Annotated in this window: 13 protein-coding genes; 7 read left to right on the top strand and 6 right to left on the bottom strand. The window is 74.0% G+C overall.

Annotated features, from left to right (window positions below; genetic code table 11):
- Positions 1–147: 147 nt before the first annotated feature.
- The 5 genes from ACIGAN_RS27170 (at position 148) to ACIGAN_RS27150 (ending at position 4,452) form a co-directional block, all read left to right on the top strand.
- The gene (locus ACIGAN_RS27170; protein WP_399861500.1) at positions 148–624 is read left to right on the top strand and encodes a single-stranded DNA-binding protein; all 477 of its coding nucleotides are present in this window, start codon (positions 148–150) and stop codon (positions 622–624) included.
- 275 nt (positions 625–899) lie between these two features.
- On the top strand, positions 900–2,306 hold the full coding sequence (locus tag ACIGAN_RS27165; protein WP_399861498.1) for a Cys-Gln thioester bond-forming surface protein: 1,407 nt from the start codon (positions 900–902) through the stop codon (positions 2,304–2,306).
- Positions 2,307–2,641: 335 nt separating this feature from the next.
- The gene (locus tag ACIGAN_RS27160; RefSeq protein WP_365098665.1) at positions 2,642–2,947 is read left to right on the top strand and encodes a hypothetical protein; all 306 of its coding nucleotides are present in this window, start codon (positions 2,642–2,644) and stop codon (positions 2,945–2,947) included.
- Positions 2,948–3,090: 143 nt separating this feature from the next.
- The gene (locus ACIGAN_RS27155) at positions 3,091–4,050 is read left to right on the top strand and encodes a D-2-hydroxyacid dehydrogenase family protein (protein ID WP_399861495.1); all 960 of its coding nucleotides are present in this window, start codon (positions 3,091–3,093) and stop codon (positions 4,048–4,050) included.
- Between the two features lie 120 nt (positions 4,051–4,170).
- Positions 4,171–4,452 (top strand): chaplin, encoded by a 282-nt coding sequence (locus ACIGAN_RS27150; protein ID WP_365098669.1) that lies wholly within the window; start codon positions 4,171–4,173, stop codon positions 4,450–4,452.
- A 146-nt stretch (positions 4,453–4,598) separates the two neighbouring features.
- On the opposite strand, the gene ACIGAN_RS27145 is transcribed toward ACIGAN_RS27150, so the two are convergent.
- The 6 genes from ACIGAN_RS27145 to chpG form a co-directional block, all read right to left on the bottom strand.
- Positions 4,599–5,465, bottom strand: a complete 867-nt coding sequence (locus ACIGAN_RS27145; protein ID WP_365744614.1) for a tyrosinase family protein — start codon at positions 5,463–5,465, stop codon at positions 4,599–4,601.
- Positions 5,449–5,952: a tyrosinase family oxidase copper chaperone gene (locus ACIGAN_RS27140; RefSeq protein WP_365744616.1), complete on the bottom strand. Its 504-nt coding sequence runs from the start codon at positions 5,950–5,952 to the stop codon at positions 5,449–5,451. The genes ACIGAN_RS27145 and ACIGAN_RS27140 overlap by 17 nt, the downstream gene beginning before the upstream one ends.
- 104 nt (positions 5,953–6,056) lie before the next feature.
- Positions 6,057–6,575, bottom strand: a complete 519-nt coding sequence (locus ACIGAN_RS27135; protein ID WP_365744618.1) for a hypothetical protein — start codon at positions 6,573–6,575, stop codon at positions 6,057–6,059.
- Positions 6,576–6,748: 173 nt separating this feature from the next.
- Positions 6,749–7,033, bottom strand: coding sequence for a hypothetical protein (locus tag ACIGAN_RS27130; RefSeq protein ID WP_365098677.1), 285 nt, complete (start codon positions 7,031–7,033; stop codon positions 6,749–6,751).
- Between the two features lie 255 nt (positions 7,034–7,288).
- Complete coding sequence (locus tag ACIGAN_RS27125; protein ID WP_365744620.1) at positions 7,289–7,912, bottom strand: hypothetical protein; 624 nt, start codon at positions 7,910–7,912, stop codon at positions 7,289–7,291.
- A 257-nt stretch (positions 7,913–8,169) separates the two neighbouring features.
- Positions 8,170–8,409: a chaplin ChpG gene (chpG, locus tag ACIGAN_RS27120; RefSeq protein ID WP_062926927.1), complete on the bottom strand. Its 240-nt coding sequence runs from the start codon at positions 8,407–8,409 to the stop codon at positions 8,170–8,172.
- Between the two features lie 476 nt (positions 8,410–8,885).
- Between chpG and ACIGAN_RS27115 the strand changes: the two genes are divergently transcribed.
- Both ACIGAN_RS27115 and ACIGAN_RS27110 read left to right on the top strand, forming a co-directional pair.
- Positions 8,886–10,049, top strand: a complete 1,164-nt coding sequence (locus tag ACIGAN_RS27115) for a glycosyltransferase family 4 protein (RefSeq protein WP_399861491.1) — start codon at positions 8,886–8,888, stop codon at positions 10,047–10,049.
- Positions 10,046–11,470 carry an exopolysaccharide biosynthesis polyprenyl glycosylphosphotransferase gene (locus ACIGAN_RS27110; RefSeq protein ID WP_399861489.1) on the top strand — a complete coding sequence of 475 codons (1,425 nt, stop codon included), beginning with the start codon at positions 10,046–10,048 and terminating at the stop codon, positions 11,468–11,470. Before ACIGAN_RS27115 ends, ACIGAN_RS27110 begins: the two co-directional genes overlap by 4 nt.
- Positions 11,471–11,472 lie beyond the last annotated feature (2 nt).

Here is an 11,472-nt window from a genome sequence, read left to right as displayed (position 1 = left end):
GTGACGGAGTTGTCCACAGGTGAGAGGGCGGTCCACAGCGTTCAGCGGGCCCGGCCCGGCGGCGGCAGTCTGGGGGACACAGCCGTACGGGGCGGGCCCGTACGTGTGCCGGCCCGGTGTCGACGCCGGGCGAGGGAGGGGAACGCGATGAACGAGACGATGGTGTGCGCGGTCGGCCGGGTGGCGACGCAGCCGGTGTACCGGGAGACGGCGTCCGGGCCGTCGGCGAGGTTCCGGCTGGCGGTGACCGCGCGCTACTGGGACCGCGAGAAGAACACGTGGACGGACGGGCACACCAACTTCTTCACGGTGTGGGCCAACCGCCAGCTCGCCACGAACACGGCGGCGTCGCTGACCGTGGGCGAGCCCGTGATCGTGCAGGGCAGGCTCAAGGTGCGCACCGATGTGCGCGACGGGCAGAACCGGACCTCGGCGGACATCGACGCCGTCGCGATCGGCCACGACCTCGCCTGGGGCACCTCCGCCTTCCGGCGGGGAGGCAAGCAGGAGACGACGGTGTCACCGCCCCGGCCGGAACCCGACTGGGAGACTCCGCCGGAGGATGCGGACACCGCCCGGGAGTTGACTGCGGAACGGGCCGCCGAGCCCGCGCTCCTGACGTGACGTCAATCACCGTCACCCCGTCCGAACTGCGGCTTATCGACGGGTGCGCACCCGAACGATCAGGGCGGACATACCGATAAGCCCTGCTCACCGGGGGTCCCGGCGATAACGATTCCGAGTCGGAATACTCATCGGACCGTCTGACCGGCGGGCGGGCTTCGCGTCCTCCCTAGGATGCCGGAATGGCTCTTGAGGCTCCCGGGGCCACAGAGGCTTCCGAAATCTGCAGGTGGGACCTTCCCCCCACGTCACGGGTCCCACTCGAAGGAGATGTGGTGTTTGCTTCGTTGTCGGCGGTGTTCGCACGCAGGCGAGGGGCGGCCCGTTTCGCCGCCACGACGCTGGTGACCGGGCTCGTCGCCGCGGGCGCGCTGGCCGGTGCCGGCCCGGCCGCCGCCGACGAGACGACGCGCAGCCAGGGCGGAGCGGCCGCGACGATAGCCGGGCTCAAGACGTACGGCACCGCCGTCATACACGGCGCCGACGGCGAACAGCAGGTCTCGGCAGGCCTGTTCGAGATGTCCGTCGAGGGCGGCGGCACGCTGCAGACGTACTGCGTCGACCTCCACAACCCGACGCAGCGGGACGCCAAGTACCACGAGACGCCCTGGAGCGGCACGTCGCTGGGCGCCAACAAGGACGCCGGCCGGATCCGCTGGATCCTGCAGAACTCCTACCCGCAGGTCAACGACCTCGCGGCGCTCGCCCGGAAGGCCGGGGTCCGGGGCGCGCTGACCGAGCAGGACGCGGCGGCCGGCACGCAGGTGGCGATCTGGCGCTACTCGGACGACGTGGCCGTCGACGCGCTCGACCCCCAGGCCGAGCAGCTCGCCGACTACCTGCACAAGAGCGCGCGCGCCCTGCCCGAGCCCCAGGCCTCGCTGGTCCTCGACCCGCCGGCCGTCTCCGGCCGGCCGGGCGAGCGGATCGGCCCGGTGACGGTGCGCACCAACGCCGGTGCCGCGACGCTCACCCCGCCGGCGGACGCCGCCACGACGGGGGTGCGCATCGTCGACCGGCGTGGCCGGGAGGTCACCTCGGCGACCGACGGCGGGCAGGTGTTCTTCGAGGTGCCCGAGGACGCGGCGGCCGGTTCGGCGGAACTGACCGTGCAGGCCTCGACGACCGTGCCGGTCGGCCGCGCCTTCGCCTCCGAAAGCCGCAGCCAGACGCAGATCCTGGCCGGCTCCAGCGAGTCGACGGTGTCGGCGACGGCCGGGGCGGCCTGGGCGAAGGAGGGCGCGATCCCGGCCCTGTCGGCGGAGAAGAACTGCGCCGAAGGCGGCGTGGACGTCATCGCGGCCAACAAGGGCGACGAGCCGTTCACGTTCGACCTGGTCGGCCTGGAGCACACCATCGCCCCCGGTGAGACCAGGACGATCACGGTCCCCCTCCAGGAGGACCAGGCCTACGACTTCACCGTCCACGGCCCCGGCGGCCTCGCCCAGCGCTTCACCGGCATGCTGGACTGCCAGGTCCAGGGCGCCGAGCCGGACACCGGCACGCGGACGCTGACCGAACCGAGCCCGGCCGTGCTGGGTGCCGCCGCGGACACCAACCTCGCCGAGACCGGCGGCTCGGGCCTGACGCCCCTGATCGGCGGCATCGCCATCGGCCTGGTCGTGATCGGCGGGGCGACGCTGATCGTGCTGCGGCGCCGGGAGACGCCTGCCGGAGACTGACCGGCGGTGGACGGGTCGAACGGATCGAACAGATCGAACGGATCCGGGCCGTACACGGCGTCCGGAGTCCTTCTCCGGTCGGTTTCGACCAAGTGGTGCGGTGTCCTGGTCATCGGGCGATGTCGCAGACCGCCCCTTCCCTAGCATCGCTGTCCCGTCCCTCGCTCCAGAGGGACGGGAACGCGCGCCCTCCGCCTCCGGGACGGGGCGGCGTTTCTCCGCGCCAGGGAAGGCACATGATGACGTCACGCCGACGCAGCCCACGCCCCGGCGCGCCGCGAGGGCGGGTCCGTCCTCAGCCGACGGGGCCGAGCCCGGGCCGGGGCGAGGACAGGGTGCTGACGGCCCTGCTGTCCGTCCTGGCCCGGCTGCCCAGGCCGTACCGCCGGATTCCGCAGCCCTGGCACTTCCTCGCCAAGCTCGTGACGGTCGCCGTGCTCGGGTATGTGCTGTGGGGCGTCATCACCGCCGTCGTCAGTGCCGTCCTGTCGTTCCTTCTCCTGCTGGCCTTCGGCGGCTTCACGCTGGCCGTGCTCCTCGGCACCTTCAAGTACTCCATGAGCGCCGAGGGCCGGCGCGAGGAGGAACGCTGGTACGAGGAGAACGATCCCCGCGGCAACGGCCCTCGCGGCGCCCGCTGAGCAGCGTCCGGGTCCGATCCCCTGCGCGGCTTCGGGGCCGCGCGGTGAGCCGGTGCCGGGCCGGGCGCGGGCGGAGGCATTCCCGTGTTCCCTCGAAGGCGTGATCATGGGACCCCGATGACGGTCCGTGAAAGGGGCATGCCGTGCGGCTGCGCTGTGCTGTGCTGGACGACTTCCAGAAGGTGGCGACCGAGGTCGCCGACTGGTCGGCCGTCGCCGACGACGTGGAGGTCGTGTCGTTCGACCGGCACTTCGACGGCGAGGACGCCCTGGCCGACGCCCTCGCCGCGTTCGACATCGTCGTGACCCTGCGCGAGCGCGTGCCGTTCCCCGGCTCGCTGATCGCCCGGCTGCCCCGGCTGAGACTGCTCGTCGCCTCCGGCATGCGCAACTCCGTCATCGACTACGCGGCCGCCGAGGCGCACGGCGTCACGGTGTGCGGCACGGCCAGCTCCTCCACCCCGCCCGTCGAACTGACCTGGGCGCTGCTGCTCGGCCTCGCCCGGGGCATCGTCGAGGAGAGCAACGCCCTGCGCTCGGGCGGCCCCTGGCAGAGCACCGTCGGCGCCGATCTGCACGGCCGTCGCCTCGGGCTCCTCGGCCTGGGGAAGATCGGCAGCCGGGTCGCCCAGGTGGGCCTCGCCTTCGGCATGCGGGTCTGCGCCTGGAGCCGGAACCTCACCCCGGAACGGGCCGAGGAGGTCGGCGTGGAACTCGCAGCCTCCAAGGAGCAGCTGCTCGCCGACAGCGACTTCGTGTCGGTCCACCTCGCGCTGAGCGACCGCACCCGCGGCCTGCTCGGGCCCGCCGAGCTCGCCCTGCTCAAGCCGACCGCCTACCTGGTGAACACCTCCCGCGCGGCGATCGTCGACCAGGACGCGCTGCTCGACGCCCTGCACGCCGGCCGGATCGCGGGCGCGGGCCTCGACGTCTTCGACATCGAGCCGCTGCCCGGGGATCACCCCGTGCGCACCGCCCCGCGCCTGCTCGCCACCCCGCACCTGGGCTACGTCTCGCGTGCCAACTACACGACCTACTACGGCCAGGCCGTGGAGGACATCCGGGCGTTCCTCGACGGCTCCCCGGTGCGCCGGCTGCCCTGACATGCCTTCAAGACGGGTGATCCGGGCATGATCGCCGTGACCCGGCGTGAGCGGGCGCGTTGAACGGGGAGCACGGCGGCTCCACCTGCCGCCTGCTCACCGAGTCAGAAGGAGAACGTGATGTCTCGCATCGCGAAGGCAGCCGGCGTCGCGCTGGGCACGGGTGCCGTGATGGTCAGCGGGGCCGGTCTGGCCCTGGCCGACGCGGGTGCCCAGGCCGCGGCCGTCGGGTCGCCGGGCGTCCTGTCGGGCAACGTCCTGCAGGTCCCGGTCCACATCCCGATCAACCTGTGCGGCAACACGGTCAACGTCATCGGCCTGCTGAACCCCGCATTCGGCAACGAGTGCGAGAACAAGGACGACCACAAGGGCCACAAGGGTGGTTACGGGTACGGTCACTGAGCCGTTCGCACCCCGCGTGCACCCACGGAAAAGCCCCGGCACCTAGAGCGCCGGGGCTTTTCCGCTTCGCCGGGCCGGTGAGCCTCGCCGCGCCATCGGGCCGGTGAGCTTTGCCGCGTCAGCGGCCCGGTGAGGCCGGAGCCGTGTCAGGCGTAGCGGTAGATCCGCCCGTGGTCCTCCAGCTGCTCGGGGCTCACGTCCCACGGCGGCAGCTTCTCGTGCCGCGCCACGACCCGCCGGTACTGCGCGCTGCTCGGCCCGGGCGGCTTCGCCGGCAGATAGCGGTGCTCCCGGTGGCGCCGCTGCCAGCGGGACCACACCAGGTCGATGAAGGCGTGGTGCATCCAGAAGACCGGGTCGTTGACCGAGGCGCCGCCGACCATGGCCCCGCCGACCCAGCGGTGCACCCGGTTGTGGTTGTGCCAGGAGGCGCTGCCCCGTCCGGTGCCCCAGCCCTCCAGCTTGTTGCGGAAGCCCTTGGTGACCGTCGAGTCCCAGGGCGAGGCGTCGTAGAGCGGGTCCTTGAGGGCCCACTCCAGTTCGCTCCTGGTCGGCAGCTGGATCGGGTCGCGGGCGCGGCCGAGGTCACGGGTGAGGAACTCCTCGTCGGTGACGCCCTCCTTGAGCGTCCAGTTGCCCTCCGCGTAGGCGAACGGCCCGGTCGTCACCTGGCGGTCGGAGCGCCGTCCGTTGCCACCGAGGAGGTCCGCGGTCCAGGGCGTGGACGTGGGCGAGCGGTCGCGCGTCCAGTCCCAGTACGGCACCGACACCGACGCGTCGACCTTGCGCAGGGCCCGCTCCAGCTCCAGCAGGAACCGCCGGTGCCAGGGCAGGAACGAGGGCGCCATGTGGGCGGTGCGCAGACCGTCCTCGCCGTCGGCGGTGTAGTACTCGATGTGCGTGCGGACGAACTCGTCGTATTCGCCGCGCCGTTTCACCTCCAGCATCGCCTTCACGAACCGGCGCTTCTCGGTGCGGGTCAGCGTGCTGACGTCCTTACGCGTGTACACCATGAGGGCCCCCCTCCTGGTGCCGGCCGGGGCCGTGGCCGGGCAGGTCGCGCAGGTGCCGCCCGGGGCCGAGCTCGTCGACGGCCGCGCGGGTCGCGGCCAGGGGGGTGGGGTAGGAGCGGTAGTGGTCGACCATGCTGAGCCAGCTGCCGTCGGCGCGGCGCATCAGGTGCAGCGGCCGGCCGTCCACGGTGACGTGCCACTCCACGTCCGTTGCGGTCCGCTCCGGGGAGGGCACCGGCACGCCCCGGATGCGGCGGCCCCGGTAGACCTCCTCGAACATGCCGTCCCCGGCGAGCACGTCCGTGTTCTTGCCCCCGGACAGCGCGGACTCCCCGGACCGGGAGACCGCGACGACGGGCACGGCCGCGGCGCCGAGTGCCACGGCCACGAGCCCGCGCATCAGGCCCCGCCGCGTCCGCCGCCCGTCACCCTCCGGTGCCGGCCCCGCCTGCGCGCCCACCGGTACTCCGCCGACCCCTACGACCATGCTGTGCTCCTCAATCCGCTCGGGCTGTCGTAGCGGTAACCGCCCGAAGGCCCCCGCGGTCACCGCCGCGAGGGCCACACGAGAACTCCCGCTACGGCCGGGACCTACAGGCCGGGGCCGACGCCCAGGTCGGCGGTCGGGACCGTCTGCACCAGCGGGGTCAGCACGCCCGCCTGCGGCAGCTTCGCCTGGGGCAGGCCGAAGCCGTCGGCGTTGGGCGAGCTGAGCGGGGCGTCGACGGACAGGCCCGGGGCCAGGGTGCGCAGGTCGGAGGCGGGGGCGTCGACACCGACGTGGTCGAAGCCGGCGCCGAGGACGTGCGGCAGGGGGGCGCGCAGGTCGGCGCCGGGCAGTCCGCCGTGCACCGGGAGCTGCGGGATCGCCCGCTCGGGGATGAGCCGGCCCTCGACGTAGCGCGGCCCGTCGGGCGAGCCGGGTACGGGCACGGGGAGCTGCCCGGTGGCTTCGGGCAGTTCCACGTTGAGGGCCTTCTCGGCGCCGCCGAGCGGCACGGGGACGGGGACCGTGCCGACCGCGGCGGCGGGGGTCGCGGTGGCGGCGCCGGCCGCGGCCGCCACACACGTGATCACTGCGGCGAGGGTTCCTCGGGTGGTCGACTTCATCAGGGGTACGGTCCCTTTCGCGTGTCGGGGCTCAGCGTGCGTACCGAGTAACGAGCCGGGGAGACGCACCAGCGCACAATTCCCCCGACTGCCGCAGTAATACGACGGACCGGGCGCCCCGTTGCGGCATCGGGTCGGGGAACCCGAAGGCGCCGCCGCGGGGGACGGTGGGGTCACTTCGACAGGGGGAGACCGCCGAGCAGACCGCGGCTGGAGTTCAGCTTGGTCGTCGCCTTCTTGACGGTGCTGAGCACGGAGTCCTCGTTCTCGGTGTCGAGCGCGTTCGACTGGTGCTTGAGCGGCATCGGGTCGATGGGCTCGCGGGTGAGGGCGTTGACGGCGCCGTTGAGGCTGGTGGGGGTGACGTGCGCGGGGTCGTAGTCGGCGTGCGCGGGTGCGGCGCCCGCGACGACGGCGAGGGAACCGGCAACGACGGCGGCGGCCTTCAGGGACTTCATCGTGGTCCTTTCCTGGGCGACTCGGGTCACCGTTAGGGGGAATTTCCGACGCCGTGCCTAACGAGGCCTGTGCGGAGCGGAAACCCCGTCGCCGGAACGTCATATGAGTCGCTGAAACAGAAAGCCGGAACAGAAAGCCGGAACAGGAGGCCGCAACGGGAAGCCCCAGCAAGAAGCCGCAGCAAGAGCCATAGCGAGAAGCCGTGCCGGTCCGAGGGGACCGGCACGGCTTCGGGACGGGCGGGGGCCCGGTGCTCAGGGGGCCTTCGGCAGCGAGGACAGGCCGGCCAGGTCGGGGGCGGGCAGCTCGCTGCCGACCAGGGTCGCGGCGACGGTGTTGACCAGGCCCGTGACCACGGCGTTGACGGCCGGTGTGACCTGGGCGCTCTCGCCGGAGGTGACGGCCTTGAGCAGACCGCCGGTGGCCTTCTCCAGGGCGGCGAGCGCCTCGGCCACGAGCCCTTCCGATACCTCGGCGCGGTCCTCGACGGGCGCGGGCAGGGTGCTGGCCTGCGGCAGGGGGCCGCTCGGGGCGGTGGTGCCGGGCGCGGTCGCGGCCGGGGAGGCGGTGGCATGGTCGATGGCGTCCTGCACCGAGGTGCTGAGTTCGGCCGCCTGGGAGGGCGGCAGTTGCCCGCCGTCCGCCTTGAGCACGGCGGTCAGCAGGTCGGCCACCGGGGTGAGCACGCCACCGAGGTCGCCCAGGCCCTCGACCTGGCCGAGCAGTGCGTCCGCGTCGGGGACGGGAGCCCGGGACGCCGTGGTGGCGCGCTCCGGGGCGGCGGCGCCGTCGGCGGCCGCGGCCACGGGCCCGGTGACCGCGAGCAGCAGCGTGGCGCAGAGTGCGGGGGTCGCGATTCGCCGTGCGGGCAGACGCATGGGGGTTCCTTTCGGTGGTGCGTCGGATCTTGTGCCCACCGTGCGAGCGGCCGCAACGCTCCGCAACCGAGCGAACGCACCAGGTCAGCCCCTTGTCCGCGAACCCGCGGCGTCCCCCCTGGTGAGGCGGCCTGCGCGCGGGCGGCCGGCGGACGGCGCACCCGCCCCCGTTCGGGGCAACCGGCCGCATGACGCGAACCGGCCGCCCGCCCGCATGGTCCTGCGGGAAGGCGGCCGGTCGGGGTTCCGCGACGACGTCAGTCGTTTTCGCACTCGTTGCCGAACGCCGGGTTCAGCAGGCCGATGATGTCGACCGTGTTGCCGCAGACGTTGACCGGGATGTGCAGCGGAACCTGGACGACGTTGCCGGACAGCACGCCCGGGGAGTGGGCGGCGGCGGCCTGCGCGCCGGCGTCGGCGGCGGCGATGCCGGTGCTGCCCGCGACAGCGGCAGCGGCAGCGGAGGTCAGGACCAGGCCCTTCGCGATACGCGACATGGAGAGGTGCTCCTTGGGGTTGACACAAACATCCGGGCGGATGCCCGGCGCTGTGTCAACGCGTGGCGTGCGCGCGAGTTGTGCCGCCAAAGGAGTGATCTGACCGGGACAACCCTCTTCACCGTTCCGACACACATGCCCGGTTTCTCCGCAATCGTACGGGTGGCGACTACAGTTGCGGTCCTCTCAACGCACCCCGACAGCAAGCAGATCGCACCGATGACGGCCCCCTGACACGTCTCACGAGACCCGCCGGTCCCGCGCGGACCGCAGACGCCTCGCTCGTCCTTTCGACGAGCCACCCGGGGAGACCACGTTCCGCGAAGCCCTGCGGGGCGGTGGTGACCAGGTGGCCGTCCGGCTCGTTGCCCAGCGGGACGCGGCGTGCGCCGGCGCGGCTTTCGGCGCTGTCGGTACCCGGCAGTGAGGCGCGTTCCCGCCGTCCCGAGCGCCGTCCGTGAGCGAGGAAACCGCGCATGCACCTGTCACCGACCGACCCTCCGCCACGGGTCCTGCACGTCACCCAGCCCGTGGACGGCGGCGTCGCCCGCGTCGTGGCGGACCTGGCCCGGGCCCAGCTCGCCGCCGGGCTGCGCGTCACGGTCGCCTGCCCCGACAGCCCGCTGGCGGCCCGGCTCGCGGCGCTCGGCGCACAGGTGCGGCCCTGGGCGGCCACCCGCGCGCCGGGCCCGTCGCTCGGCGGCGAGGTACGGCGGCTCGCCGGGATCGTCGCGGACGTCCGGCCCGATCTGGTGCACGCGCACAGCGCCAAGGCCGGACTGGCCGGGCGGCTCGCCGTGCGGGGGCGGATCCCGACGGTGTTCCAGCCGCACGCCTGGTCGTTCGAGGCGGTCGGCGGCACCACCGCGGCACTCGCGCGCGGCTGGGAGCGGTGGGGGGCGCGCTGGGCCGAGCGGGTGATCTGCGTGAGCGAGGCGGAACGCCGGCGGGGGGAGACGGCCGGGGTCCGCGGGCGGTGGACCGTCGTGCCCAACGGCATCGACGTCGAGCGCTTCCGCCCGGCCGCCGCGGACACCGTACGGGCGCGGCTGCTGCCGGATGCCGGTCCCGGGGTGCCGCTGGTGGTCTGCGTGGGGCGGCTGTGCCGGCAGAAGGGGCAGGACGTCCTGCTGACGGCGTGGGAGTCGGTGCTGCGAGAGGTGCCAAAGGCGCGGCTGGTGCTGGTCGGCGACGGCCCCGACCAGGGGCGGCTGCGGGCCCTGGCACCCCCGTCGGTGCGGTTCGCCGGGGACGTCGCCGACGTCGTGCCCTGGTACCAGGCGGCGGACCTGGTCGTCCTGCCGTCGCGCTGGGAGGGCATGGCCCTGGCGCCGCTGGAGGCCATGGCGTGCGGGCGGCCGGTGGTGGTGACGGACGTGGGCGGGGCCCGGGAGAGCCTGCCGCCCGGGCTCGCGCCGCACTGCCTGGTGCCCGCCGTCGCCCCGGCGGCCCTGGCCGCGGCCGTCACCGGGCTGCTGCCGGACGCGCCGCTGCGCGCGTCGCTGGGCGACCGGGGGCGCCGGCACGTCCTGACCACGCACGACGTGCGCCGCACGGCTCAGGCGGTCGCGGACGTCTACCGCGCGCTCCTGGGCGGGCGCGCCGTGTCCACCGAGCACAGGGAGTCAGTCCACTCGTGACCGCGGAAAGCACCGTCCCCCCTCCCGCCGGGCAGCCCCGGGACCACGGACTCACACCGGTGACGCTGCTGCCGCCGCGCGGCACCGGGGCGGGTTTCCGCCCGGTCGCCGGACGGTCCGCGGCCCGGCACGTGTCGCCGCTGCCGCTGCTCGCCGCGGACGGCACCGCCGCCGTGCTGGGCGCGCTCGCGCTCACCGGCACCCAGCGCCACCCGCTGCTGCTGGCCGTGCTGGTGACCGTCACACTGCTGCTGCGTCCCCGCCGGAGCGCGCGCGTGCCGGCCCTGCTCGACGAACTGCCCGCCGTGAGCGCCCGGATCGCCGTGGCCTGGCTGGCGCTCGCGGCGTTCACGGCCGCCCACGCCCCGCAGCACGCGCTGTCCGCCCGGACGCTGCTCACCGGTTTCCTGCTGCAGACCGCGGTGAGCTGCGCCGGGCGCGGCGCGGTGCACGCCCACCGGCGCGCGGAGCTGCTGCGCCGGCCGCGGGCCGCGCTCGTCGTCGGGCCCGCCGCCACCGCGCAGCGGGTGGCCGCGGCCGTGCTGCGCCATCCCCGCTACGGGGTGCGGCCGGTGGGCGTCGTCGCCGACGCGCCGGACGGCGCCGAGGGGCTGCCCGTGCTCACCACCGGCGAGGAGGTCCAGCGCGCGCTGATCCAGAACGGGGTGCGCGAGGTGCTGGCCGTGCACCCCTCCGTGCGGGCCGGGCAGGGGCCGCTGCTGCGGGCGCTCGCCGAGTCGGGCTGCACGGTGTGGGAGATCGACCCGGACGTGCCGTCGTACCGGTCGCCCGACCGGCTCGCCGGGTTCTCCTGCCGTCACCTCGACCTCGGGGCGGGACCGCGCGGCGGCGCCGGCAAGCGGGCACTGGACGTCGTGGTGTCCGGGGCGCTGCTGCTGCTGGTCAGCCCGCTGCTGCTGGTGTGCGCTGTGGTGCTGCGGGCGAGCGACGGGCCCGGTGTGGTGTTCCGGCAGGAGCGGATCGGCCAGGGCGGGCGGCCCTTCACGCTGCTGAAGTTCCGCACCCACCGCCCGGTCGACGAGCACGAGTCGGCGACCCGCTGGAGCGTGGCGGACGAACGCCGGATGCCGTGGTTCTGCCGTTTCCTGCGCCGCACCTCGCTGGACGAGCTGCTGCAGCTGTGGAACGTGCTGCGCGGCGACATGAGCCTGGTCGGGCCGCGGCCCGAACGCCCCTACTTCGTCGCCCAGTTCGGCCAGGCCCACCCGGGCTACGCGGCACGGCACCGGGTGCGGACCGGCATCACGGGCCTGTCGCAGGTGCACGGACTGCGCGGCGACACCTCGATCGAGGACCGGGCCCGGTACGACAACGCCTACATCGACGACTGGTCGCTGTGGCAGGACGTCTGCCTGCTGCTGCGGACCGCGGCCGCACTCGTGCGTCCGACGGGGAGCTGAAG

Origin of the sequence: Streptomyces sp. NPDC085931, assembly GCF_044540565.1 — a bacterium.
GTDB lineage: Bacteria > Actinomycetota > Actinomycetes > Streptomycetales > Streptomycetaceae > Streptomyces.
The sequence above is the reverse complement of the archived record's forward strand: the minus strand, read 5'-3'. Positions and strand labels throughout refer to the sequence as shown.

Bases quoted from the DNA above. Each gene is read 5' to 3' on its own strand.
- chpG (WP_062926927.1), bottom strand. From the start codon at position 8,409: ATGTCGCGTATCGCGAAGGGCCTGGTCCTGACCTCCGCTGCCGCTGCC.
- ACIGAN_RS27140 (WP_365744616.1), bottom strand. From the start codon at position 5,952: ATGGTCGTAGGGGTCGGCGGAGTACCGGTGGGCGCGCAGGCGGGGCCG.
- ACIGAN_RS27145 (WP_365744614.1), bottom strand. From the start codon at position 5,465: ATGGTGTACACGCGTAAGGACGTCAGCACGCTGACCCGCACCGAGAAG.
- ACIGAN_RS27130 (WP_365098677.1), bottom strand. From the start codon at position 7,033: ATGAAGTCCCTGAAGGCCGCCGCCGTCGTTGCCGGTTCCCTCGCCGTC.
- ACIGAN_RS27170 (WP_399861500.1), top strand. From the start codon at position 148: ATGAACGAGACGATGGTGTGCGCGGTCGGCCGGGTGGCGACGCAGCCG.
- ACIGAN_RS27150 (WP_365098669.1), top strand. From the start codon at position 4,171: ATGTCTCGCATCGCGAAGGCAGCCGGCGTCGCGCTGGGCACGGGTGCC.
- ACIGAN_RS27135 (WP_365744618.1), bottom strand. From the start codon at position 6,575: ATGAAGTCGACCACCCGAGGAACCCTCGCCGCAGTGATCACGTGTGTG.
- ACIGAN_RS27125 (WP_365744620.1), bottom strand. From the start codon at position 7,912: ATGCGTCTGCCCGCACGGCGAATCGCGACCCCCGCACTCTGCGCCACG.
- ACIGAN_RS27115 (WP_399861491.1), top strand. From the start codon at position 8,886: ATGCACCTGTCACCGACCGACCCTCCGCCACGGGTCCTGCACGTCACC.